Origin of the sequence: Saccharopolyspora erythraea (assembly GCF_018141105.1) — a bacterium.
GTDB classification, from domain to species: Bacteria; Actinomycetota; Actinomycetes; order Mycobacteriales; family Pseudonocardiaceae; genus Saccharopolyspora_D; species Saccharopolyspora_D erythraea_A.
Genome location: NZ_CP054839.1, coordinates 117,676 through 138,667 on the forward strand (window position 1 = coordinate 117,676; position 20,992 = coordinate 138,667).

Sequence of the window (20,992 nt, forward strand, 5' to 3'; positions counted from 1 at the left end):
CACAGCTGTTGTGCACAGCCTGTGGATAACTCTGTGCACAACTTGCGACCAGGGGAAACGAGACATCATTCCCGTGTTGTGCACAGCTGCGGACGGGGTTGTCCACAGCTGTGCACAACTGTGCACAGGCCTCTCAGCGCCGGGTGAGAACCAGGACGAGCCCGATACCGATGCCCGCCATGCCCAGCCAGGCCATCGCGCCCAGCCGCTCGCCGACCACGAACACGCCCAGCAGCGCCGCCACCACCGGCTCCAGCAGGCTCAGCGTCGTCGCGACCCGGACCGGTGTGTGGCGCAGGCCCGCGCCGAACAGGACGTAGGCCAGCCCCATCGGCACCACCGCGAGGTAGGCGGTGACGGCAACGCCCATCCCGGTGCTGAGCAGCGGGCCGCCGGTCCAGGCGAAGACCGGCAGCAGCACCAGCGCGGCGCTGCCGAACATCGCCCCCATCACGGCCCGGGAGCCGTGGTGGCCCCCGCGCAGGATCCGGGCGGCGACCCACGAGTACATCGCGTACCCCAGGCCCGCGAGCAAGCCGAGCAGGGTGCCGGCGACCGCGCCGCCGGCGTCGCCGAGCCGCGCCCCGTCGGAGACGAGCAGGACGCCGCCGCCGACCGTCACGGCCGCGGCCAGCGCCCAGCGGCCGTCGAGCCGGACCCCGTCGAGGGCGCGCTCGACCACGGCGGCGAACACCGGCGCCGACCCGAGCGTCACGACTGTGCCGACCGCGACCCCGGCCAAGGCCATCGAGGAGTAGAACGCCAGCGGGTACACGGCGATGGACGACGCACCCGTCAGCAGCAGGCCGACCGGCGCTGAGCGAAGCACGCGCAACGCGGACCGACCGGCGAGCAGGCAGAGCAGGATCCCGCCGAAGCCCATGGTCGCCGCCCCGATCGAGAGGGCACTGGCGGACGCGGGCGCGTAGGTGGCGGCGGTGCCGGTCGTGCCCCACAGGGCGGAGGCGAGCAGGACCGGCAGGGGGCCGGTGGTGAACCGCGTCCTTCCAGGCACGGGGCGGGAAGGCGCGAAGACGTCGTTGGACACGTGAACTCTTTTCCGTTCGCGGGAGATGTGGCTGTCGGCGAACGGGCGCGTGCGAGGGCCCCAGGCGCACTACCCGGGGAAGTGGAACTGCGCTCCCGCGCCCGTCAGGCGGCGGGAGGCGGAGTGACGCGGTGCCAGTAAGAGCTCACGACCCCACTCTAAAGAGTTGCGGTGACGATCTGCGTGGTGGGCCGCCCAGCGGAACTCAGACGCCGAGGCGGTAGCCCATGCCGCGGACCGTGTGGATGCGGGTGCTGCCGATCTTGCGCCGCAGCGCCCGCACGTAGACGTCGACGACGTTCGAGCCGGGGTCGAAGTCGTAGCCCCAGACGTGCGACAGGATCTGCTCGCGGGAGAGCACCTGACCGGAGTGGCGCAGGAACAGCTCCAGCATCGAGAACTCCCGGGCCGTCAGGTCGACGGTCCCCTCCGGCACCTGGGCCCGGCGGGTGCGCAGGTCCAGCGACAACTCGCCGTCGCGCAGCACGGTCACCTCCGGCGCCCGGTCGTTGGGGCGCAACCGCAGCCGCACCCGCGCCAGCAGCTCCTCGAAGCGGAACGGCTTGGTCATGTAGTCGTCCGCGCCGCCTTCGAGGCCGGCGACCGTGTCGTGCACGGAGTCCCGGGCGGTCAGGATGATCACCGGCACCGTCACGCGCTGGGCGCGCAACGCCCGCAGCACCGCGAAGCCGTCCTTGCCCGGCAGGCCGAGGTCGAGCACGACCAGGTCGAAGTCCCCGGTCAGCACGTAGTCGAGCGCGGTGTCGCCATCGCCGACGACGGTCGTGGTGAAGCCGTTGGCGCGCAGGCCCTTCTCGATGAAGGCGGCGATCCGGGCCTCGTCCTCGGCGATCAGGATCTTGCTCAAGAGTCGCTCTCCTCAGCGGTTCTGGTGCCGGGGGTGGCCGGCAGCTCCAACCCGAAAGTGGCGCCCTCGCCCGGCGCGGAAAGCACCCGCACCCGTCCGTGGTGGGCCTCGGCGATGGCCCTGACGATCGCCAGGCCGAGCCCCGCCCCGCCGCGGCCGGGGCCGCTGCCGTGCGAGAACCGTTCGAAGATCTTCTCGACCTCGGCCGGGTCGACACCGGGTCCCTCGTCGGTGACCCACAGCGAGATCCGGCCCAGGCTCAGCGCGGAACCGATCCTGATGGTCGAGCCGGGCTCGGTGTGCTGCACGGCGTTCTGCGCGAGCTGCACCATCGCCTGGGTCACCCGCTGCTCGTCGACCACGACCTCGCCCTCACCGATGCCCTCCAGCACCCACCTGCGGTCGGCGATCGAGCGGGCCTTGGCCTCGATGTCGCTGGTCAGCTCGGCGAGGGAGACCGGGGCCGGGGTGACGAAGTCGGGCCGGTCGGCCTTGGCCAGCATCAGCAGGTCCTCGACGATGCGGGTCATCCGGTCCAGCTCGTCGGTGCACAGCCGCACCACCTCCTCCCGCTCCGCCGGATCGTCGCCGAGCAGCTCGAGGTTGCCGCGCACGATCGTGATGGGCGTCCGCAGCTCGTGGCTGGCGTCGTCGACGAACCGGCGCTGCGTGCGGAAGGCGTCCTCCAGCCGGTCCAGCATGGCGTTGAACTGGTCGGCCAGCGCGGCGATGTCGTCGCGGCCCTCCACCGGGATGCGCCGGGTCAGGTCGTGCTCGCTGATCTCGGCCGCGGCCTGCCGCACGGTGCGCACCGGGGCCAGGATCTCGGCCGCCACGACCCACGACGAGACCGCCGCCAGCAACACCCCGAGCGCGCTGACCAGCAGCAGGGTCTGGACGGTGCGGTCGGCCTCGGCGGTGGCATCGGCCGTGAAGTGCTCGGTGATGAACCAGGCGTCGACGCCGTTGCTGACCGCGTGCACCTTCACCCAGCGCATTTGCCCCTGCGCGGTCTCGGTCTGCCCGTAGGTGCCGGGAGAGGAGACGATGGCGTCGAGGATGACCGGATCGGCGGCGATCGGCTTGAGCGCGTCCGGCGCCTGCGTCATCGGCTCCAGGCCCGCCGGCGTGCGCCACACCCCGATCAGGGCTTCGGCGGTGTCCGGGTACTGCCGCTTCAGGTGGGAGTGGAACAGCGACCGCGGATCGGTGAACAGCTGCCCGGTCGCCGGGTCGCGTCCCGTCTCGGCGAACGTGGTGAACTCCCGCGCCTCCTGCTCCATCCCCCTCGTCGCCTGGGTCTGGACGTCGTTGTGCAGGAACTGCCGCACGATCAGGATCACCGACAGCAGCACGACCACCAGGACCAGCAGCATCCAGCCCATGATCTGGGCGCGTGCGGGGATCCGGGTGCCGTGCCTGCGCTGGGCGGTGCGCGGCTCAGTCGTCATGGTCACCGTCGTGGTCGTCGTCATCGTCGTCGGGCGGTGGCGGCGGCAGCTCGGCGGGCGGTGTCTGCGGTGGCGGCACGACCGAGGGCACCGGCTGCTCCGGGCCCGGCGAACTGCCGACCCGGACCTGCGCGGGCACGTCCGGCGTCCGCGGTCCGTCGGTGATGGCGAAGCTGACCAGGACGGCCGCGATCGGCAGCGCGAGCGCCAGGACCAGCAGCAGCGCGCGGGGAACCGACCTCATGTCCCCAACTGTGACCGCCGCACCCGCTTCACGGCATGAAGACAAGATGAGAGCTTCCTCATCCGGGCGGTTTCGAGGTGCCGGCACCCGACGCGCCAGTCGCCTGATCCCGCCCCGTGGACCGGAAGAGACACGCTAGCCTGCGGGCAGACTTCTCGCGACGAGGGACGACGATGATCGACAACAGCGGCAGCGGTGACGACCGGCTCATCGACTGGACCGGCGAGCGCTGCGTCCCGTGGGCGGACGACGTCCAGGTGATCTACGAGCACTACCACCGCTACGCGATCGCCGCGCGCTTCGTGAAGGGCAAGCGGGTCCTCGACCTGGCGTGCGGCGAGGGCTACGGCGCGGCGCTGCTGGCCGCCGAGGGCGCCGAGGTCGTCGGCGTCGACATCGACGAGACCACCGTCGAGCACGCCCGGCGCACCTACGGCGGCCGGGACGTCAGCTTCCGCACCGGTTCCATCACCGACCCCGGCCTGCTGGCCGACGAGAAGCCGTTCGACGTGGTCGTCTGCTTCGAGGCGATCGAGCACGTCGCCGAGCACGACGAGGTGCTGGCGCTGGTGCGCAACCGGCTCGTGCGCGGCGGGCTGTTCCTGGTCAGCACCCCGGACACCGCCGTCTACCAGCACGAGCACGGCAACGACAACCCGTTCCACGTCAAGGAGCTCACCGCGCCGGAGTTCGAGTCCCTGCTCGAGGGCGCGTTCCGGCACGTCGCGCTGCTCAAGCAGAACGTGGCGGTCGGCTCGGTCATGACGCCCGCCGACCCGGGCGACCCGGACACCGCCATCGACGGCGTCCGGCTCCAGACGCTGCGCCGGGGCGAAGACCGCTGGACCGTCGAGCCGGGCCTGCCGCACACCTACCTGGTCGGCTTCGCCTCCGACCGCCAGCTGCCGAAGCTGCCCGGCTCGGCGGTGCTGCTCGACGCCGACCTGGCCCTCGCCCGCGGGGCCAGCGGCGCGGTCGTCGAGCAGCGCGACACCGCCGTCGCCGACGTCGCCAAGCTGAACCGGCTCTACCAGCGCAGCCGCGTCGAGGCCGATGAGCTGAAGGCGACGATCACCAAGCTCGAGTCGCTGCGGCGGCAGGAGGAGCAGCGCGCCGAGACCGCCGAGCGCGAACGCGCGGAGCTGCGTGCCGTCGTCGACACCAAGCTGCCCGCCGCCGAGCAGGCCGCCGAACGCGACGCCGCCCGCATCGAGTGGTTGCAGGACAGCCTGGCACGCCTCGAAGGCCGCATCGCCGAAGCCGAGCAGCGCGCAGGCGAGCTCACCGCCACCAACGCCGAGCTCGCCGCCCAGAACTCCGCGCTCGTGCAGCGCGCGGTCGGCAAGTACCGGCAGGTCGTCGAGCGGGTCGCCCCGCGCGGCACGGCCCGCCGCGACGTCTACGAGATCGCGCTCGGCCGCAAGCCCGGCGTGCCCCAGGTGACTGAGACCGCCGAGACCAGTCCGCTGCCGGTGCCGTGCAGCGACCGGCCGGTCGTCAGCGTCATCGTCCCGGTGCACGGCAAGTGGCCCTACACCCGGCAGTGCCTGCGGTTCCTGGCCGGACACCTGGTGTCGGTGCCCTTCGAGGTGATCGTCGTCGACGACGCCTCCCCGGACGACAGCGCCGCCAAGCTCGCCGCGTGCGAAGGCGTCCGCCTGGTGCGGGCCGAGCGCAACCTCGGCTTCATCGGCGCCTGCAACCTCGGCGCCGAGCACGCCCGCGGCGAGCACCTGTTCTTCCTGAACAACGACGCCGAGGTCACCGAGTCCTGGCTGGACATCCTGGTCGAGACGATGGAGTCCGACGAGCGCATCGGCCTGGTCGGCGCCAAGCTCGTCTACCCGGACGGCCGGTTGCAGGAGTGCGGCGGCATCGTCTGGTCCGACGGCAACGGCTGGAACTACGGCCGCGACGGCGACGCGGGCGCCGCGGAGTTCAACGACGTGCGCGACGTCGACTACTGCTCGGGCGCGGCGATCCTGGTGCGCGCCGAGCTGTTCCGGCGCGCGGGCGGCTTCGACACCCGCTACGCGCCCGCCTACTACGAGGACACCGACCTCGCCTTCGCCGTCCGCGCGCAGGGCTACCGCACGGTGGTGCAGCCGAAGGCCGTGGTCGTGCACCACGAAGGCGTGTCCAACGGCACTGACATCAGCACCGGGGTGAAGAAGCACCAGGAGCTCAACCGCCGGGCCTTCGCCGAGAAGTGGGCGGACACGCTGGCCGCCGAGCACCTGCCGGAAGCCTCCCCGCGCAACCTGTGGCTGGCCCGCCACCGCGGCACCCGCGGCCACCACGGTCCGATCGTGCTGGTCAAGGACCACCAGGTGCCGCGGCCGGACTTCGACTCCGGCTCGGTGCGCATCCGCCGCATCATGCAGCAGCTCGTCGAGCTGGGGTGCCGCGTGGTGTTCTTCCCCGGCAACCACGCCCGCCTGGAGCCCTACACCACCGACCTGCAGCAGCTCGGCGTCACCGTCCTGCCCGCACCGGAGCTCCAGCAGGCGTTCCTGGCCGAGGCGGGCTCGGAGATCTCGCTGGCGCTTCTCTCGCGCCCGCAGATCGCGTGGAGCCTGGTCGAGGAGCTGCGCACCAGCGCGCCGCAGTGCGTCATCGCCTACGACACCGTCGACGTGCACTTCCTGCGGCTGGAGCGGCAGGCGGCGCTGGCCGAGTCGCAGGGCGACGCCGAGGCCGGACAGGCGCTGCGTCGCAAGGCGTTCGCGTCGCGCCAGATGGAGCTGGGCCTGACCCGCTCCTGCGACGTCACGCTGGTGGTCTCGGAGGCCGAGCGCGAGCTGCTGACCGAGCTGGTGCCCGACGCCGACGTGCGCGTGCTGTCCAACGTGCACGAGATCGACTGGCAGGCGGCCGACCCGGAGGGCCGGCGCGACGTGCTGTTCGTCGGCAGCTTCGACCACCCGCCGAACGGCGACGCGGTGAGCTGGGCGGCGAAGGAGATCATGCCGCTGGTGCGGGAGAAGTGCCCGGATGCGGTGCTGCACGTCGTCGGCAGCAACCCCACCGGCGAGGTCCGGGAGCTGGCCGGTCGCGGTGTCGAGGTGCACGGCTGGGTGCCCGACCTCGCGCCGTTGTACCGGCGCAGCCGCGTCACGCTGGCTCCGCTGCGCTTCGGCGCGGGCGTCAAGGGCAAGGTCGGCGAGAGCCTCGGCGAAGGCGTCCCGGTGGTCGGCACGACGGTCGCGACCGAGGGCATGCACCTGGTGGACGGCCGCGACGTGCTCGTCGCCGACGACGCCCGCGGCTTCGCCGACGCCGTCGTCCGGCTGCTCACCGACGACGAGGCGTGGCGGCGGCTGTCGGAGGCGGGCAAGGCCGCCGTCGCCGCGCAGTTCGGACCGGCGGTGTCGCTGGGCACGCTGCGCGAGCTCCTGAGCAAGGTCACCGACGAGGTGGCCTGACGCCCGGGCGGGCGCTCCGCCTTCAAGGCGTGCTGGTCGCCCGACGTTGCCGCGTTGGACGCAAAAGGATGAGGGGGATGCCGGCCGGCATCCCCCTCATCCCTTTGGCGATCAGGTCACTCGCGCACGGTCGGCGGGCTCTGCTGGAGCTGCTGTCCCAGCACCGTCTGGAACTGCTGCTGCGCGGCGGCCTTGTCGTCGGCGCCGACGTCGATGATGACCGCCCAGTTGTGCACCACGTAAGCCGTCCGGAACACGTTGCCCGCCGACTTCACCTGCACGCCCTGGTACGACAGCTCGTCCACGGTGGACAGACCCTGCTGCGACTCCAGGTACTTCTTCACCAGGCCCGACGCGGTGTTCTGGTCGGGCATGCGCAGCGCCAGCAGCGTCGACCGCGGCGCGCCCTCGGTGCCGACGAACCAGCCGTCGGCGAAGCCGTTCTGCAACGCGAAGTTGCGCACCTGCTCCGGCTGGAGCAGCCCGGCCCGCGGGCCGCTGAGCAGCGCCGGGTCCAGCGCGCCGTTCCACAGGTGCGGCTGTCCGCCGGGAGACGCGATGAGCACCTCCTGCGAGGAGGCGGGCGGCGTCGGCTTCGCGGCGGGCGGCTCGGGCAGCGCGCTGGTGGTGGGCGGCGGCTCCTGCTGCGTCGTTCCCTGCGCGTCGGGACTCGGCTGCTCGCCGCCGGAGGTGAAGTAGAAGATGCCCGCCACGATCACGGCGACCAGCAGCACACCGCCGATCGACAGGCCCGCGACCAGCTTGCCCTTCGAGGACTTGCCCGCGGTCTCGAAGACCTCCGGGCCCTGGCGCATCCAGCTGGTGTCGCCGTGCTCGGCGGGCGGCAGATCGTCACCCCACGGCGTGCCGGGGCTGTCCGAGGTGCTCCAGCCCTGCTGCTGCGGCCACTGCTGCTGGGACTGCTGCTGACCGGGCCACTGCTGCTGCGGCGGCGCCTGGTTGAGGTTGACGACCTGGGTGCTCTCCGAGTCGCCGCCCTGCTGCGCCGAGGGCTGCTGCAGCATCGGGTTGTGCACGATCTGCGTCGACTCCTCGCCGGCGGGCGGCTGCGGGCCCTGCGGCCCGGGCTGCGGAACGCCCTGCGCGGCGGCACCCCAGTTGAACGCGGGCGGGAACGGGTCGCCCTGCCCCTGCTGCTGCTGCGGGAAACCACCGGACTGCGGGTCCTGCTGGGGGAACCCACCCGACTGGGGATCCTGCTGGGGGAAGCCACCGGATTGGGGGTCCTGCTGCGGAAAGCCACCGGACTGCGGGTCCTGTGCCGGGAAGCCGCCGGAGGTGGGACCGGACTGCGCCTGCGCCCTGCCGAGCGCGACGTCGCGGCGGTTGCGGTACTCCTCGGCGGAGATGCGTCCAGCCGCTAGTTCGGCGTCGAGATGTTGCAGCTCGTCTTGCCAGGTCACCGATGCGCCCTTTCCGGATTGGCGACCGCACACCAATGGCGATCGACCGCCATTTTGCACCCCTGCGCAATAGCCGGGTGCACCGGCCGGATAACGATCCGGCGGTTCACCGCGCTTCACCCGCTGTCAACGGTCGCCCAGGTGGAGGCAACGGGCTCCATAGATCGACCAGGGCGGGATACGCTACGCAGCGTCGATTCGGTGGCGGGGGCCATGTCGTGATGGGGTGATCTGGGTGGGTGACGCCAGAGTCGTCCACGCCCGCCCCGAATTGTTCGCGTCGCCCAACCACGGCTTCGCGTGGATCCGCATGATCGGCGCGCTGGTGGTCATCTACGGGCACAGCTCTCCGCTGGTCGGTTCGGGTGAGCTGTTCCCGCCGGAGTGGCCGGTGCAGCCCGACGAGGGTGTGCTCATGGGGTTCTTCGCCATGAGCGGTTTCCAGATCACCGAGAGCTGGATCCGCGACCCGCATCCGGCCCGCTTCGCCGCCAAGCGCGTCCTGCGGCTGTGGCCGCCGATGCTCACCGTGACGCTCGGCATGGCACTGATCGTCGGGCCGATGGTCACCACGCTTTCCGTCGGCGAGTACTTCGGCGCGCACGGCACGTGGGGCTACATCGTCAACAACGCGGGCATGCTCACGCTCAAGCACGAGCTGCCGGGGGTCTTCAACGGCAACCCGTGGCCGGACGCGGTCAACGGCTCGCTGTGGACGCTGCCGATGGAACTGCTCGCCTACGGCGGTCTTTACGCCCTGCTGCTGCTCGGGGCGGGCAAGCCGCGCTACCGCTGGCTCTCGGTGGTCGCGCTGGTCGGCCTGGTGGCGTGGGACCGGTACCTGGAGGACACCCCGGGCGCGGAGTCGGCGGGCTCGCTGCTGAGCGTGCCGATCGAGTCGCTGGTGGCGTTCCTGGTCGCGTTCGCGCTGGGAGTCGTGCTCAACCTCTACCGCGTCCCGCTCTCGCCGGTCGCGGCCGCCGCGGGACTCGGCGTGCTGGTGCTGATGCCGAACAACCAGGTCGGCTCGTTCCTGATGACCTTCGCCGTCAGCTACGCGGTCATCGTGACCGGCCACTTCTGGCCCTCGCGGCTTGAGGTGCCGGGGGTGTGGGTCAACGGCAGCTACGGCGTCTACGTCTGGGGCTTCCCTATCCAGCAGCTGCTGGCGATGGCGGGCATCGCCAACCAGTACCTGATGCTGGTCTGCGCCGCTCCGCTGGCGTACGTGATGGGCACCCTGTCGTGGAAGTACGTCGAGGACCCGACGATGCGGCTGCGGCACTACATCACCCCGGCGCAGCCGGAGGACAAGCCGACGCGGAAGCCGTCGCCGTCGCTGGAGGACGAGGAGCACGGCGAGGCCGACGACGAACCGGACGACGGTTTCGACGATCTCGACGGTTCTGATGAGCTGAACGGCGCCGACCGGCGCGCAGCAGGCCGTGATCGCCCCCCGGCGCCCGACCGCCTCGACGACCGAGAGCCCCGGCGCACAGCCTTCCCGGAATCCGGGCGCACAGCTTTCCCCGAGCCGGACGGGACTTCCTTTTCCGCCGCGGAGGACGCCACTCGACGCCGAATGCCGCCCCGCGACCCCTCTGCGCCGACGCACCGGCGCGCCGCCGACCCCGCACCCGGAGAGCCTTCCCACGGCTCTCCCTCACCGTGGACACCGCCGCCCCGGCGAACCCCGGAACCATCCGCTCCGCGCCCGCACCAGCGGCCCCGGCCTCCCGCGTCCGCCGGCTTCCCCGAGGCTTCGCCGTCGTCCCCGAACGGCCGCCCATCCCGCCACGTCACGCCACCGCCGGCCGCACAGTCCGGACAGTCCGCGCCGGCCGGGCAATCCGCGCCGGACGCGCCGGCTCCGCCGCGCTCCGCTCCGCCCCGGCCCGCCGGGCCCGCTCCGCGGCCCGGCGCCACGCCGGGCACGTGGCCCGCGCGCCCGGACGCTCCGCGCCCGACGGGCCACGGCGGGAGGCGGCACCTCCGGTGCCACCGCGCCGCCCGCGCCCGCCGCGGGCCGTTGCGCCGCCGAGCCCCAACGGCCACCGTCCGCCGCCTCCCGACGAGGACTCCGTCCTCGCCCGCCGGCTGTCCGGCACGGTCGAGCCGCCGTCGGCGCCGCGCCCCGCGCCTCCGGCGCGCGGGCAGGGCGGGCGGCACTCTCGACCCGACCAGCAGCACCCCGAGGACGAGACCCGTCCCGCGATGCGGTCGTTTCCCGGAGAGGTGGACGGCTCGTGACCGCCGCGTACCCTCGTCGGTATGGCGCTGTTCGGTGACCCGTTCTCCTCGCACAAGGTCCGCATGGTCGAGCCGGGTGATGCGCTGCCGGGCCGTTCGACGCCGATGCCGGTGTCGGAGTGGCACGCCGTGCACCCGGAACGCCGCATCGTCCCGCCGTTCCCCGAGGGCATGGCCACCGCCGTGGTGGGCATGGGCTGCTTCTGGGGCGCGGAACGGACGTTCTGGCGCACCGAGGGCGTCTGGTCGACGGCCGTCGGGTACGCGGGCGGCCACACGCCGAACCCGACCTACGAAGAGGTGTGCAGCGGCCTGACCGGCCACACCGAGGCGGTCCTGGTGGTCTTCGACCCGAAGGCGATCAGCTACGAGCAGGTCCTCAAGGTCTTCTGGGAGAACCACGACCCGACCCAGGGCATGCGCCAGGGCAACGACGTCGGCACCCAGTACCGCTCGGCGATCTACTACACCGACGACCAGCAGCGCCAGATCGCGGAGGCAAGCCGCGACCAGTTCCAGGCGGCCCTCACCACCGCGGGCCACGGCACCATCTCCACCGAACTGGCGCCCCTGCGCGACTTCTACTACGCCGAGACCTACCACCAGCAGTACCTGAGCGACGCCAAGAACCCCAACGGCTACTGCGGCGTCGGCGGCACCGGAGTGTCGTGCCCGGTGGGGCTGGCCACCGGAACCGACACCCAGCAACGCTGAACCCCCGCATCGTCGGGGTGCTGCTTCGGCACATCCAGATCGACAACGCCTCTGCGCGGACTCCGGGACGCCCTGCAAACGCAGCGCGTCCCGCCCCTGAACGCGGGGCGGGACGCAAGCAAAGGCCAGGTCACTGAGCTGGCTTGAGCCAGACCTCCAGATCGAGAAGCCCCTCCGGGACGCTGGCGGCCCACTTCGCGAAGTCAGGTGTCACTCGGGTGACGGAGGCCGTGACCCGCACCTGGCCCCGCGCGTCCATGCCCTGCCCGATGCCGTGCAGGATCTTGTCGTGTCGGGCGAGACCGTCGGCGACCGAGGAGAGCGTCTCCGCGGTCCACGCGCTCGGGACGATGAGCAATGCGTCGCCGATGCGTGGACGCAACGCCTGCTCAGCCCGCTCGGGCTCGGCTGTCGCAACGACCACGCAGTGCCGGTCGGAATTCGCCAACCGCACCGGAGACAACTGCAGGATCGCCCCATTGTCCTGTAGCTCCCGGATTTCCTGGGTGCGAAGCAGCGACTTGATCTCGTCGAGGGGCAGCCCGCCGTCCACCTCGGCCGGGGGTTCCAGGAGCGCTGAAGGCCACCGAAACGGGGATTCCGGCAGTGGCGAAACGGATTCGGTCTCGATCTTCTCGTTGCGCCAGGTGCCAACCACCGAGACCCACTTGGGCGTCTCGTGAAGATCGTTTGCAGTCTTTTCTGAATGGAACACGAGAGGTACGGCCGAAGGGCCTATTTCGTCCGGTTGATTTGCTGAAGGCGGCTGGAAATAGAGCCCGTCCGAGCCCCGGAGCAACGATCCGGACCCTTCGACTCGTACTCCGTCAGCGACTGTAAGACTGTCTAGTTCTGCCACTAGTTCAGCCTAGCAGGGCTGGTCAATGGATTGTTCTCTTCTAATCGGTGGTGCCGTCGTCGACGTAGAGGACGTGCCCCTCCGGCTTTTCGAGGCAGATCCACGCGGCATTGTTGTGTGCATTGGAGTATCCGACCCCGTTGGCGGTGCATGTTTCACGGGTCGGGTACGTGCCGTAGTACACGTAGGAGAGCGGCGCGTCATCTCCCGCCGACATCGTCGACTGTCCCAGGCCGGGACCGGCGACAGCGGTCCCGAAGGACATGACCAGAGCAGCCGCGGTTGCGCAGAGCGTCAGCCCGAGCGAGATTGATTTTTTCACTTTTTGTACCCCCAGTGTTTGTGATGTTCCGAGCGCGACACGCGCTTCAGGCCGATCAGTCCTTCTCGTCCATGTAGAGCTTCCAGATGTAGCCCTGCTTCTGGCAGAAATAGCCGTTGAACTCCCAAGGCATGTCCCGCATGTGGCCGTTACCCGCGGCAACGCATTCCGCCTGGGTCGCGTAGTCGCCCCACGGGTAGTAGGTACGGACACCTTCTTCAGCCGGCGCCACCTCGACGTCGGCCTGCGTGACCACCGGAACTGCTGGTGCCGCCGACGCAGTCGCGACACCGACGAGCAAACTCATTGCTGCGAATGCAAGCCCGGCCACCATGCCCGCCGAACGACGGCGGCCTCGCTGATATGCGCGCATATGCCAGTCTCCTCAGTTTCTCAACACGGGCCCCCTGCCCGTCGATGGGAATCGATCTACGTCGACTCCGGTCCGCACGTTGTCAGATCTCGGAAGCAGGCGTGACTCGAGCTGATCACATCACCTGATCGGCCCAATTGCATCGCTGGATCGGCTCTGTACGTTCGTCGATTCTCCCTACCGACGAAGGTGGGAATCGGCGAACTGGAAGGGAACCCGGGGGCGTCAGCCGTGCAGGCATGCCGCGACAGCGGTGCTTCGCCGCGCGTCCCGCTCACTGGCGCAACGCGGCGCGGACCGCTGCCACGAAGGCCCAGAAGACGGGTGTTCTGGTGTGTTCGCGGCCTTGGAGGGTGTTGCTGGTGAACATGGCGTCGAGCAGCGGTGTGGTGATCTCGAGCTGGTTGCCGCGCCCCCTGCGCGTCCGGTTGCAGATGTTGGCCCGGGACATGCCGCTGAGAACGCCGTGGGAGGAGGCGTCGGTGGCGTCGAAGCCGGCGCGGCGCAGCTCGCGGATGAGGTGGTGTCGGGTTGTTCCGTCCCGGCCGCCGACCAGGACCGACTGCGCGTCTCGGTCGGTGCCGGTCTGCTCCGGGCGGCAGCCGTGCAGGCTCAGTGCGCGGGGGCTGCGCGCGCAGAGCGAGAGCGCCACGGGGTCGTCGCAACGGGTCGAGGTGACGTGCAGGGCACTCGGCGAGCGCAGCCCCTCGAAGGCCCAGTAGTCGAACGGCGCGCCGTCGGGCCAGGTGGCGATCGCCAGGCACAGCTCCGAGGTCCCGGCTTCGATCTCCCCGCCGTGCGGGGCGATGACGGCCGGCGGTGAAGGCGTGCGGTGCCGCCGGTGCCGGATGCGGTAGTCGGTGCCGTGGACCAGCGCCGGGTCCGCGTACAGCGCGGTGTTCGACGGGTAGGTGTCCGCGGCTCTGGCCGGAAGACCGGCCGGAAGAGCTGTCCTTCCGGTGTCGACTCCCATCCGCACTCCCGGGGCAGGCGCTTGGCGAGCTGGTTCAGTGGCGACCGTTCCTACCGTATCGCCGGGCCGTTGGCTTCTCTATTCGAAAGCCACGGAAGAAAATTTCCCACTTGCACGCGGAAAATGCACGGCAGAGATTTTCGGAAGAGTAGAGAACGCCTCGGTGCGCCAGGCGCATCGAGGCGTTCTTGCGGGCGATTGTCCCGTTGATCAACCGAAGTTCACGTCCGCGCACGAGTAGAAGGCGTTCCCCGTGTCGGCGATGTCCCAGACGCCGAGGATCATGTGCTTGCCGGACTTGTTCGGCAGCTTGCCGGTGTGGGTATAGGTGTTCGGCGGACGCTGGCCGCCGAGGTCCTGGCTGACGAACGGCGCGGGCTCCAGCGCGGCCCGGGTCAGGGGCTGCGACGGGTCCCAGCCGTCCTTGGTGACGAAGTAGCGGAACGACGTCGTCGAGTGCGCCGCGGTGATCTTCCAGGTGAACGTGAAGTCCTGACCTGCGATGACGCTGGTCGCGGGCCACTGGCCGCCGCGCGGGTCGTCGAGCTCGGCGAACTGGGCGAGCCCGGCGGAGCAGATCTTGCCGTCGGCGGGCCCGGCCTGCGGGAAGCCCTTCGGGCCCTCCACGCTCTGCGGTTCCCAGACGATCGCGCCGCAGTCGGAGACCTTGCCCTGCGCGCACGCGTCCTGGCGGCTCGACGGGCTCTGGGTGAATCCGTGGCTCTGCGCCATACCGGCGGTCACCACGGGAAGGGTCAGCGGGACGAGGCCGAACAGCGCGATGCCGAGAGTGCGCTTTATTCGTTTCGTGAGCACGGGATGCTCCTTTCCACTGCTTCGGGGTTTCGAAGAAATTACTCCCGGCGACGCAGTGGGAAACAGCACCGTTTCGCGCAACATCCCTCCTGGCAATTCGTGTGTTTTGGTCCAGACCATGAGTCCGTTTGGTCCAGTCCACCTGACGGATATGGCTCCCGCGCATCGGCGTGCCTGCCCCTTGCGGCGCCGCGCTGACCTGGGCACACGGGGAGCAGGGCCCGGCGTCCGGGCGAAGCGGCCGGGGCGACGGCTCCGGGCCTGGTTGTGGGACGACGGTGGGAAGAGCGGCGCGAACGACTTCTCGCAGCTTCCGGCTGGTCGGTCCGCAACTTCGCTGCTTGCTCAGCAACTTGGCAGGGTTGCTCGGAAACTCGGGTCGGTTGGCGTCAACTCGCCACTCGGCTGGACTGTGCTCGACCCGGCGACCCGGCGACCCGGCGACCCGGCGACCCGGCGGCCCGGGAGCCCGGCGACCGGCGGCCCCGTTCGTCTGCCCGTCGCTACCCCAGACGCCAGAAGGCCCCGCCGCATCGTGCGGCGGGGCCTTCTGACTGCGAGCGGATGACGGGACTCGAACCCGCGACCCTCACCTTGGCAAGGTGATGCGCTACCAGCTGCGCTACATCCGCATTTTCTCCGGCCCCTCAGGGCCTGTTGCGGACTACTTTAACGCATCGTTCGCCCGTTGTTCGAGGGGGGTGCGGTTCGCGTCCGGGTGAACGCCGCCTGCCCGCTCCGCCAGCGCGTTGCCGCTGGTCAGATCAACTTGTCGGCGCCGAAACGGCGCGGGTCGGCGTCAGCCGGAGCAGCACCCGGCCCTCGTCGCGCATGGCCGCGCGGTACTGCTCCCAGTCGTCGTGCTCGCCGGAGACGCTGCGGAAGTACTCCTCCAGCAGCGGCATCGCGTCGGGCAGTTCGACGATCTCCACGTCGCCCTCGACCTGCACCCAGCGGCCGAAGAACTCGTCGGGAAGCACGCACAGCCAGGCGCGCGGGTCGCGGCGCAGGTTGCGGACCTTCGCCGACTTCGCCCTCGTGCTCACCGTGACGTGCCCGGCGCTGTCCGGGGTGGCCAGCACCGGCGACATCTGGGGTGTCCCGTCCGCACGCAGGGTGCTGAGCACGGCCCGGTGCTGCTGCCGGACCACCGCCACCGCTTCTTCGAGATCCATGTTCGCCTCCCGTGAGGTCCGTCACCGGCGCCCACTCGTCCGAGTGAAGCCCGAGTACCGATCTTCCCAGGTCACGCGATACCAAGTGGGTCGCCGAAACTGGGGAGGGCCATTCATGGACGAAGACGCCGGCGGCGCGGCGCGCCCGGGACCGAACCGTTGCGAAGATTCCGACCGCGCGCTCCTGGACCGTCTGCGCGCCGGGGACGACCTCGCGTACGGGGAGTTCTACTGGCGGCACGTCCAGGCGGTGCGCCGGTTCGCGATGCGGACGCCGCGGCAGGGGATCGACGTCGACGACGTCGTCGCCGAGGTCTTCCTGCGCGTGCTGCGCGCGGTCCGGGCGGGGGCCGGTCCGCGGGACTACGTCCGCACCTACCTGCTCACCGTCGTGCGCCGGGTGCAGGCCGAGTGGTGCGCCGCTCGTCGCGAGGAGCCGATGCTCGTCGACGAGATCGGTAAACGAATACCCGGGCTGGGCGACCACCAGGGCACCCAGGCCGAGGGGGAACTGCTGGCCAGGGCGTTCCACCGGTTGCCGCAGCGATGGCGCGAGGTGCTGTGGCGGACCGAGGTCGAGGGTCACCGCCCGGCCAGCATCGCCGGGCAGCTCGGGCTGAGCCCGAACGCGACCGCCGTCCTGGCGCACCGGGCCCGGCGCGGCCTGCGGGCCGCCTACTTCCAGGCGGCGTCCGCCGCGGAGCACCACGCGGGCCCGAAGAGCGGCGCGAGCAGCACCGGCGGCCCGAAAGGCCGGACGACTCGTGCCAACGCGCGCCGGGCGTTCGGTGCGGCCTCGGACCTGGCCTGCGCCCGCCAGTAGCCCGCGGTGTGCCAGAGCCGTCCCCGAGTCGGTGGATGCTGTCGCGCCCGTCCGCAGCGCCGCCGCGCCGTGTGGCGTGGCTCATCCCCAGCAGGTGAGTCGTCGCCGAGGCTGGCCTCACCGCCCCGGCATGATCGACAATGCCGGGTGACGGCCGACTTTCACCCGCCGGGCCGATGACGGGAGCGGTACCGTGTATGCACGCTCGGTGACCGGCGGGGTCATCGGCGTGGGACGACACCGATCGACCAGCCCGGGTGGGCGGGGAGGCGACGATGAACCGGGTGGTTCGGGGTTCCGACGGCCGGATGTGGACCGTCAAGACCAACGTCGAGTGGTCGAACCCGATCGCGGCCGACGAGTTCGAGCACGACGTCAACGGCGGCCCGATGCCGGGCGTCATCATGGGCACGGTCCTGCTGTTCCTCGTGGTCGTGTTCGTGGTGTGGACACCGCCCGAGGTCGTAGTGCCGCCGTGGCTGCTACTCGCGTTGCTGGTCGCGGCGCTGTTCTTCCCGGTGCGCTGGATGCTGCGCAGGCCGTGGACGATCCGGGCGGAGACCCCCGGCGACCACGACGAGCACCCGCCGGAAACCTGGCTCGGCGTCGTCCGCGGCGGGCTCAACGCCCGCCAGGAGGCGGCCAAGGTCGCCCGCCAGATCGAGCTCTACGCCGAGCCCGACATGAACGGGCAGCTGCAGCCCGTCGAGTAGGACCCGCTCGCCCGGTCGGAGATCCGCGCGTCGAACCGGGCGCCGGGCCCTCCGGGTGGTGGACACTGGTGGGGTGCCAGAACTCCCCGAGGTCGAGGCGTTGGCGCAGCACCTCCGAGACAACGCCACCGGCCGAAGCGTCGCCCGCGTCGACATCGCCTCGCTGAGCGTGCTCAAGACGGTCAGCCCGCCGTGGAGCGAGCTGCACGGCCGCACCGTCGCCGGCGCCACCAGGTACGGCAAGTACCTCGACCTGGACTGCGAGGGTCTGCACCTGGTGTTCCACCTGGCCAGGGCCGGCTGGATGCGCTGGTCGGACTCGTTGTCCCCGGCCCCGCTCAAACCGGGCAGGGGGCCGATCGCGCTGCGCGTGCACCTCGGTGGCGGTGTCGGCTTCGACCTGACCGAGGCCGGGACGCAGAAGAAGCTGTCGGCGTGGGTCCTCGAGGATCCGGCGGAGGTGCCCGGCATCGCCAAGCTCGGCCCGGACGCCCTCTCGCTCGACGTCGAAGGGCTCGCCGCGGTGCTCTTCGGGCGGACCGAGCGGCTCAAGACCGTGCTCACCGACCAGTCCAGGATCGCGGGCATCGGCAACGCCTACTCCGACGAGATCCTGCACGCCGCCAAGCTCTCGCCCTACGCCACCGCGGGCAGGCTCGACGCCGACGCGGTCGAGCACCTGCACACCGCGATGCGGGAGATCCTGACCGACGCGGTGGAGAGGTCGCTGAAGCAGGACGCGGCCCGGCTCAAGGCCGAGAAGCGCTCCGGCATGCGCGTGCACGGGAGAACCGGGCTGCCGTGCCCGGTGTGCGGGGACGCGGTGCGCGAGGTGTCCTTCGCCGAACGGTCGCTGCAGTACTGCGCCACCTGCCAGACCGGAGGCAAACCGCTGGCGGACCGGCGGCTCTCCCGGCTCCTGAAATGACTTGTCCACAGGCTGTGGACAAGTCGGCCGGTTGTGCACAGGCCGTTCCACCAGGTCACCCGAACCGGTTCCGCTGAACGGAAGTAACGGGTACCGCTCGCCGATGGAACGAGTGCACTGAGCGTAGCCGCCTTGATTCCCGGAGTGTCGGACCCCAACATTGATGTTGTGCCGGAGCTTCTGACTGAGCGGACGGTGCTGACCACGCTCGCCGCGCTAGCCGTGCTCGCCATGTTCGTCATGCTGTGCCGGTCGCGCCGGGTGAGCACCTCGGTCGAGGACGCCACGCTCGCGGCCCTGCACCAGGTGACCAGCGCCGCGCCGCACCTGCGGGCCGGGTTGACCCAGGAATCCGCGGACCAGACCGCGCCGCACCTGCGCGCCCTGCTCGGGTGCATCGCGGTCGGCGTCGTCGACGCCGAGGGCACGCTGCTCAGCTGGGACGGCGAGGCCAACCACCACTACGGGGGCCTGCGCACCCGGATCGAGCAGGTGCTGCGCACCGGCAAGCGCGAGTACGTCGACCACGGTGAGGTGGCGTGCGAGCAGCGGCCGTGCGTGATGCGGCACGCCGTGGTGGTGCCGCTGGAGGTGGAGGGCGAGAACCGGGGCGCGCTGGTGATCATCTCCGCAGGTGACCGCAGGCGTCTGCTGCGCGCCGCGGGCGAGGTCGCCAACCACGTGTCCACGCAGCTCGAGCTGGCCGAGCTCCAGGAGTCCAAGGAGCGGCTGGCGCGCGCCGAGGTCCGGGCGCTGCGGGCGCAGATCTCGCCGCACTTCATCTACAACGCGCTCAACACCATCTCCTCGCAGATCCGCAACGACCCCGAGCAGGCGCGGGACCTGCTGCAGGAGTTCGCCGACTTCACCCGCTACTCGTTCCGGACCAGCGGCCTCTACACGACGCTGGCCGACGAGATCCGCAACATCGACCGGTACCTGACGCTGGAGCGCGCCCGCTTCGGCCCGGACCGGCTGAAGGTGCAGCTCAAGATCGCCCCGGAGGTCCTGCCGGTCGTGGTGCCGTTCCTGGCGTTGCAGCCGCTGGTGGAGAACGCCGTGCGGCACGGCCTGGCCAACAAGCCCGGCGGCGGCACGGTCTCGGTGATCGCCGAGGACAACGGGGTGGAGGCGCTGATCAGCGTCGACGACGACGGCATCGGCATGAACCCGGAACGGCTGGACGCCGAGCTCGCCGACGCCCACCTGACCGGCGCGCACGTCGGACTCGGCAACATCAACAACCGGATGCGGGCCACGTTCGGCAACGACTACGGCCTGGTCGTGGAGACCGAGGAGGGCGCGGGGATGAAGGTCATCATGCGCGTGCCGAAGTTCGCGCCCGGCGTGCGCCCGGTGCCCGCGCAGGCGATCGACGAGCCCACGGTCGGGCTGGCGGCCGGACCGCCGTAGGAGCGAGCCAGGCCCGAACCACCGCTGAGCCGCACCGATCGCCGAGCCGGCGGGGCCGCAGGCCCGTCACCGACCGCCGAGCCGTGGCCGATCGCAGAAGCCCGAGGTGCCGTCACCGACCGCCGACTCCGGGGTGCCGTCAGCCGTCTCGCCCGGGTAGCGGCCAGGCCGCCGCGAAGCCGGTAACGTCGAAGCATGAACGACAAGGCGCCGCAGAGGTTCACCGACCTGCTGAGTGAGAAGTTGTCCGCGAAGCTGCCCGGCAAGCTCGGCGAGAAGGCCGAGCGCGGTCCGGTGGTGGCGGTGGTCAAGCTGCACGGCGTGATCACGCCGACGCCGTCGCCGGTCAGCCGCAGCACGATCTCGGCGCAGACCACCGAGTCCGCCCTGACGCGCGCGTTCGGCCACGACAGGCTGTCGGCGGTGGTCCTCTCGATCAACTCGCCAGGCGGTGCGCCGACGCAGTCCGCGCTGGTCGCCGACCGCATCCGCGAGCTGGCCGACGAGAAGAAGGTGCCGGTGCTGGCCTTCTGCGAGGACGTCGCGGCCTCCGGCGGCTACTGGCTGGCCTGCGCGGCCGACGAGATCCACGCGCACCAGACCTCGATTGTCGGCTCGGTCGGTGTGGTGAGCGCCAGCTTCGGCTTCAACGGTCTGCTCGAGCGCTTCGGCGTGGAGCGCCGCGTCTACACCGCAGGCGACCACAAGGTGCGGCTCGACCCGTTCAGCCCGGAGAAGCAGGAGGACGTGCGCTGGCTGCACGGCCTGCAGACCGAGCTGCACGACCAGTTCCAGCAGTGGGTTCGCGACCGTCGCGGCGAGCGGTTGAAGGGCACCGACGAGGAGCTGTTCTCCGGGGAGGTCTACAGCGGCGCGAAGGCGCTGGAGCTCGGCCTGGTCGACGGTGTCGGCTCACTGCGCGGGATCGTGCGCCGGAAGTTCCCCGACGCGCACCTGGTCACCGTCGAGCCGCGCAAGCCGCTGCTGGCGAAGCTGGGCGTCGGTTCGCCCGCGTCGGCCCGCCTCGGCGGAGCCGGTGCCGTGGTGGAGGCGCTGGAGCACCGCGCGATGTGGTCCCGGTTCGGCCTGTAGAGCTTTTCCCGCGGCCGGTGCCGAAAGCAGGAGTGAGGCCCCCAGAACCTGCACGCTCCGCACACGCGTACGTTGTAGCAC

At 70.9% G+C, this 20,992-nt stretch carries 18 protein-coding genes, 1 tRNA gene and 1 pseudogene; 8 read left to right on the forward strand and 12 right to left on the reverse strand.

The window, feature by feature from the left end:
* Positions 1-133: 133 nt before the first annotated feature.
* From HUO13_RS00475 to HUO13_RS00490, 4 genes are all read right to left on the reverse strand, one after another.
* Complete coding sequence (locus HUO13_RS00475) at positions 134-1,048, reverse strand: DMT family transporter (protein ID WP_211899560.1); 915 nt, start codon at positions 1,046-1,048, stop codon at positions 134-136.
* Positions 1,049-1,253: 205 nt separating this feature from the next.
* Positions 1,254-1,916: a response regulator transcription factor gene (locus HUO13_RS00480; protein WP_211899561.1), complete on the reverse strand. Its 663-nt coding sequence runs from the start codon at positions 1,914-1,916 to the stop codon at positions 1,254-1,256.
* Positions 1,913-3,367, reverse strand: a complete 1,455-nt coding sequence (locus HUO13_RS00485; protein ID WP_211899562.1) for a sensor histidine kinase — start codon at positions 3,365-3,367, stop codon at positions 1,913-1,915. The genes HUO13_RS00480 and HUO13_RS00485 overlap by 4 nt, the downstream gene beginning before the upstream one ends.
* A complete protein-coding gene (locus HUO13_RS00490) occupies positions 3,357-3,611 on the reverse strand; it encodes a hypothetical protein (RefSeq protein ID WP_211899563.1) in 255 nt (84 codons plus the stop codon). The genes HUO13_RS00485 and HUO13_RS00490 overlap by 11 nt, the downstream gene beginning before the upstream one ends.
* Before the next feature lie 173 nt (positions 3,612-3,784).
* On the opposite strand from HUO13_RS00490, the gene HUO13_RS00495 reads away from it, so the two are divergent.
* A complete protein-coding gene (locus HUO13_RS00495; RefSeq protein WP_211899564.1) occupies positions 3,785-7,036 on the forward strand; it encodes a glycosyltransferase in 3,252 nt (1,083 codons plus the stop codon).
* Between the two features lie 116 nt (positions 7,037-7,152).
* Here HUO13_RS00495 and HUO13_RS00500 read toward each other — a convergent pair whose 3' ends face one another.
* A complete protein-coding gene (locus HUO13_RS00500; RefSeq protein WP_211899565.1) occupies positions 7,153-8,460 on the reverse strand; it encodes a hypothetical protein in 1,308 nt (435 codons plus the stop codon).
* Between the two features lie 310 nt (positions 8,461-8,770).
* Here HUO13_RS00500 and HUO13_RS37210 point away from each other — a divergent pair.
* Together HUO13_RS37210 and msrA are read left to right on the forward strand one after the other, a co-directional pair.
* Positions 8,771-9,637, forward strand: a pseudogene (locus tag HUO13_RS37210) (acyltransferase family protein); the annotation flags it as partial.
* Positions 9,638-10,731: 1,094 nt separating this feature from the next.
* Positions 10,732-11,424, forward strand: coding sequence for a peptide-methionine (S)-S-oxide reductase MsrA (msrA, locus tag HUO13_RS00505; protein WP_211899566.1), 693 nt, complete (start codon positions 10,732-10,734; stop codon positions 11,422-11,424).
* A 130-nt stretch (positions 11,425-11,554) separates the two neighbouring features.
* Here the strand turns inward: msrA and HUO13_RS00510 are convergent, their stop codons facing one another.
* From HUO13_RS00510 to HUO13_RS00540, 7 genes are all read right to left on the reverse strand, one after another.
* Positions 11,555-12,139, reverse strand: coding sequence for a hypothetical protein (locus tag HUO13_RS00510; RefSeq protein ID WP_211899567.1), 585 nt, complete (start codon positions 12,137-12,139; stop codon positions 11,555-11,557).
* Between the two features lie 184 nt (positions 12,140-12,323).
* Positions 12,324-12,548 carry a hypothetical protein gene (locus HUO13_RS00515; RefSeq protein WP_211899568.1) on the reverse strand — a complete coding sequence of 75 codons (225 nt, stop codon included), beginning with the start codon at positions 12,546-12,548 and terminating at the stop codon, positions 12,324-12,326.
* A gap of 112 nt (positions 12,549-12,660) precedes the next feature.
* A complete protein-coding gene (locus HUO13_RS00520; protein WP_211899569.1) occupies positions 12,661-12,978 on the reverse strand; it encodes a hypothetical protein in 318 nt (105 codons plus the stop codon).
* A 274-nt stretch (positions 12,979-13,252) separates the two neighbouring features.
* The gene (locus HUO13_RS00525) at positions 13,253-13,951 is read right to left on the reverse strand and encodes a poly-gamma-glutamate hydrolase family protein (RefSeq protein WP_211899570.1); all 699 of its coding nucleotides are present in this window, start codon (positions 13,949-13,951) and stop codon (positions 13,253-13,255) included.
* 210 nt (positions 13,952-14,161) lie between these two features.
* On the reverse strand, positions 14,162-14,767 hold the full coding sequence (locus HUO13_RS00530; protein WP_211899571.1) for a lytic polysaccharide monooxygenase auxiliary activity family 9 protein: 606 nt from the start codon (positions 14,765-14,767) through the stop codon (positions 14,162-14,164).
* 559 nt (positions 14,768-15,326) lie between these two features.
* A tRNA-Gly gene (locus HUO13_RS00535) sits at positions 15,327-15,399 on the reverse strand.
* 132 nt (positions 15,400-15,531) lie between these two features.
* Positions 15,532-15,942 carry a PPOX class F420-dependent oxidoreductase gene (locus HUO13_RS00540; protein WP_211899572.1) on the reverse strand — a complete coding sequence of 137 codons (411 nt, stop codon included), beginning with the start codon at positions 15,940-15,942 and terminating at the stop codon, positions 15,532-15,534.
* A 115-nt stretch (positions 15,943-16,057) separates the two neighbouring features.
* On the opposite strand from HUO13_RS00540, the gene HUO13_RS00545 reads away from it, so the two are divergent.
* The 5 genes from HUO13_RS00545 to HUO13_RS00565 all read left to right on the forward strand — a co-directional run bounded on the left by HUO13_RS00545 (position 16,058) and on the right by HUO13_RS00565 (position 20,911).
* Positions 16,058-16,765: an RNA polymerase sigma factor gene (locus tag HUO13_RS00545; protein ID WP_211899573.1), complete on the forward strand. Its 708-nt coding sequence runs from the start codon at positions 16,058-16,060 to the stop codon at positions 16,763-16,765.
* A gap of 275 nt (positions 16,766-17,040) precedes the next feature.
* A complete protein-coding gene (locus HUO13_RS00550) occupies positions 17,041-17,478 on the forward strand; it encodes a DUF983 domain-containing protein (protein ID WP_211899574.1) in 438 nt (145 codons plus the stop codon).
* A gap of 73 nt (positions 17,479-17,551) precedes the next feature.
* Positions 17,552-18,406: an Fpg/Nei family DNA glycosylase gene (locus HUO13_RS00555; RefSeq protein ID WP_211899575.1), complete on the forward strand. Its 855-nt coding sequence runs from the start codon at positions 17,552-17,554 to the stop codon at positions 18,404-18,406.
* A 168-nt stretch (positions 18,407-18,574) separates the two neighbouring features.
* Entirely contained in the window at positions 18,575-19,819 is a 1,245-nt protein-coding gene (locus HUO13_RS00560) for a GAF domain-containing sensor histidine kinase (protein WP_211899576.1), read from the forward strand.
* A gap of 195 nt (positions 19,820-20,014) precedes the next feature.
* Complete coding sequence (locus HUO13_RS00565) at positions 20,015-20,911, forward strand: S49 family peptidase (protein WP_211899577.1); 897 nt, start codon at positions 20,015-20,017, stop codon at positions 20,909-20,911.
* The last annotated feature ends 81 nt before the right edge of the window (positions 20,912-20,992 follow it).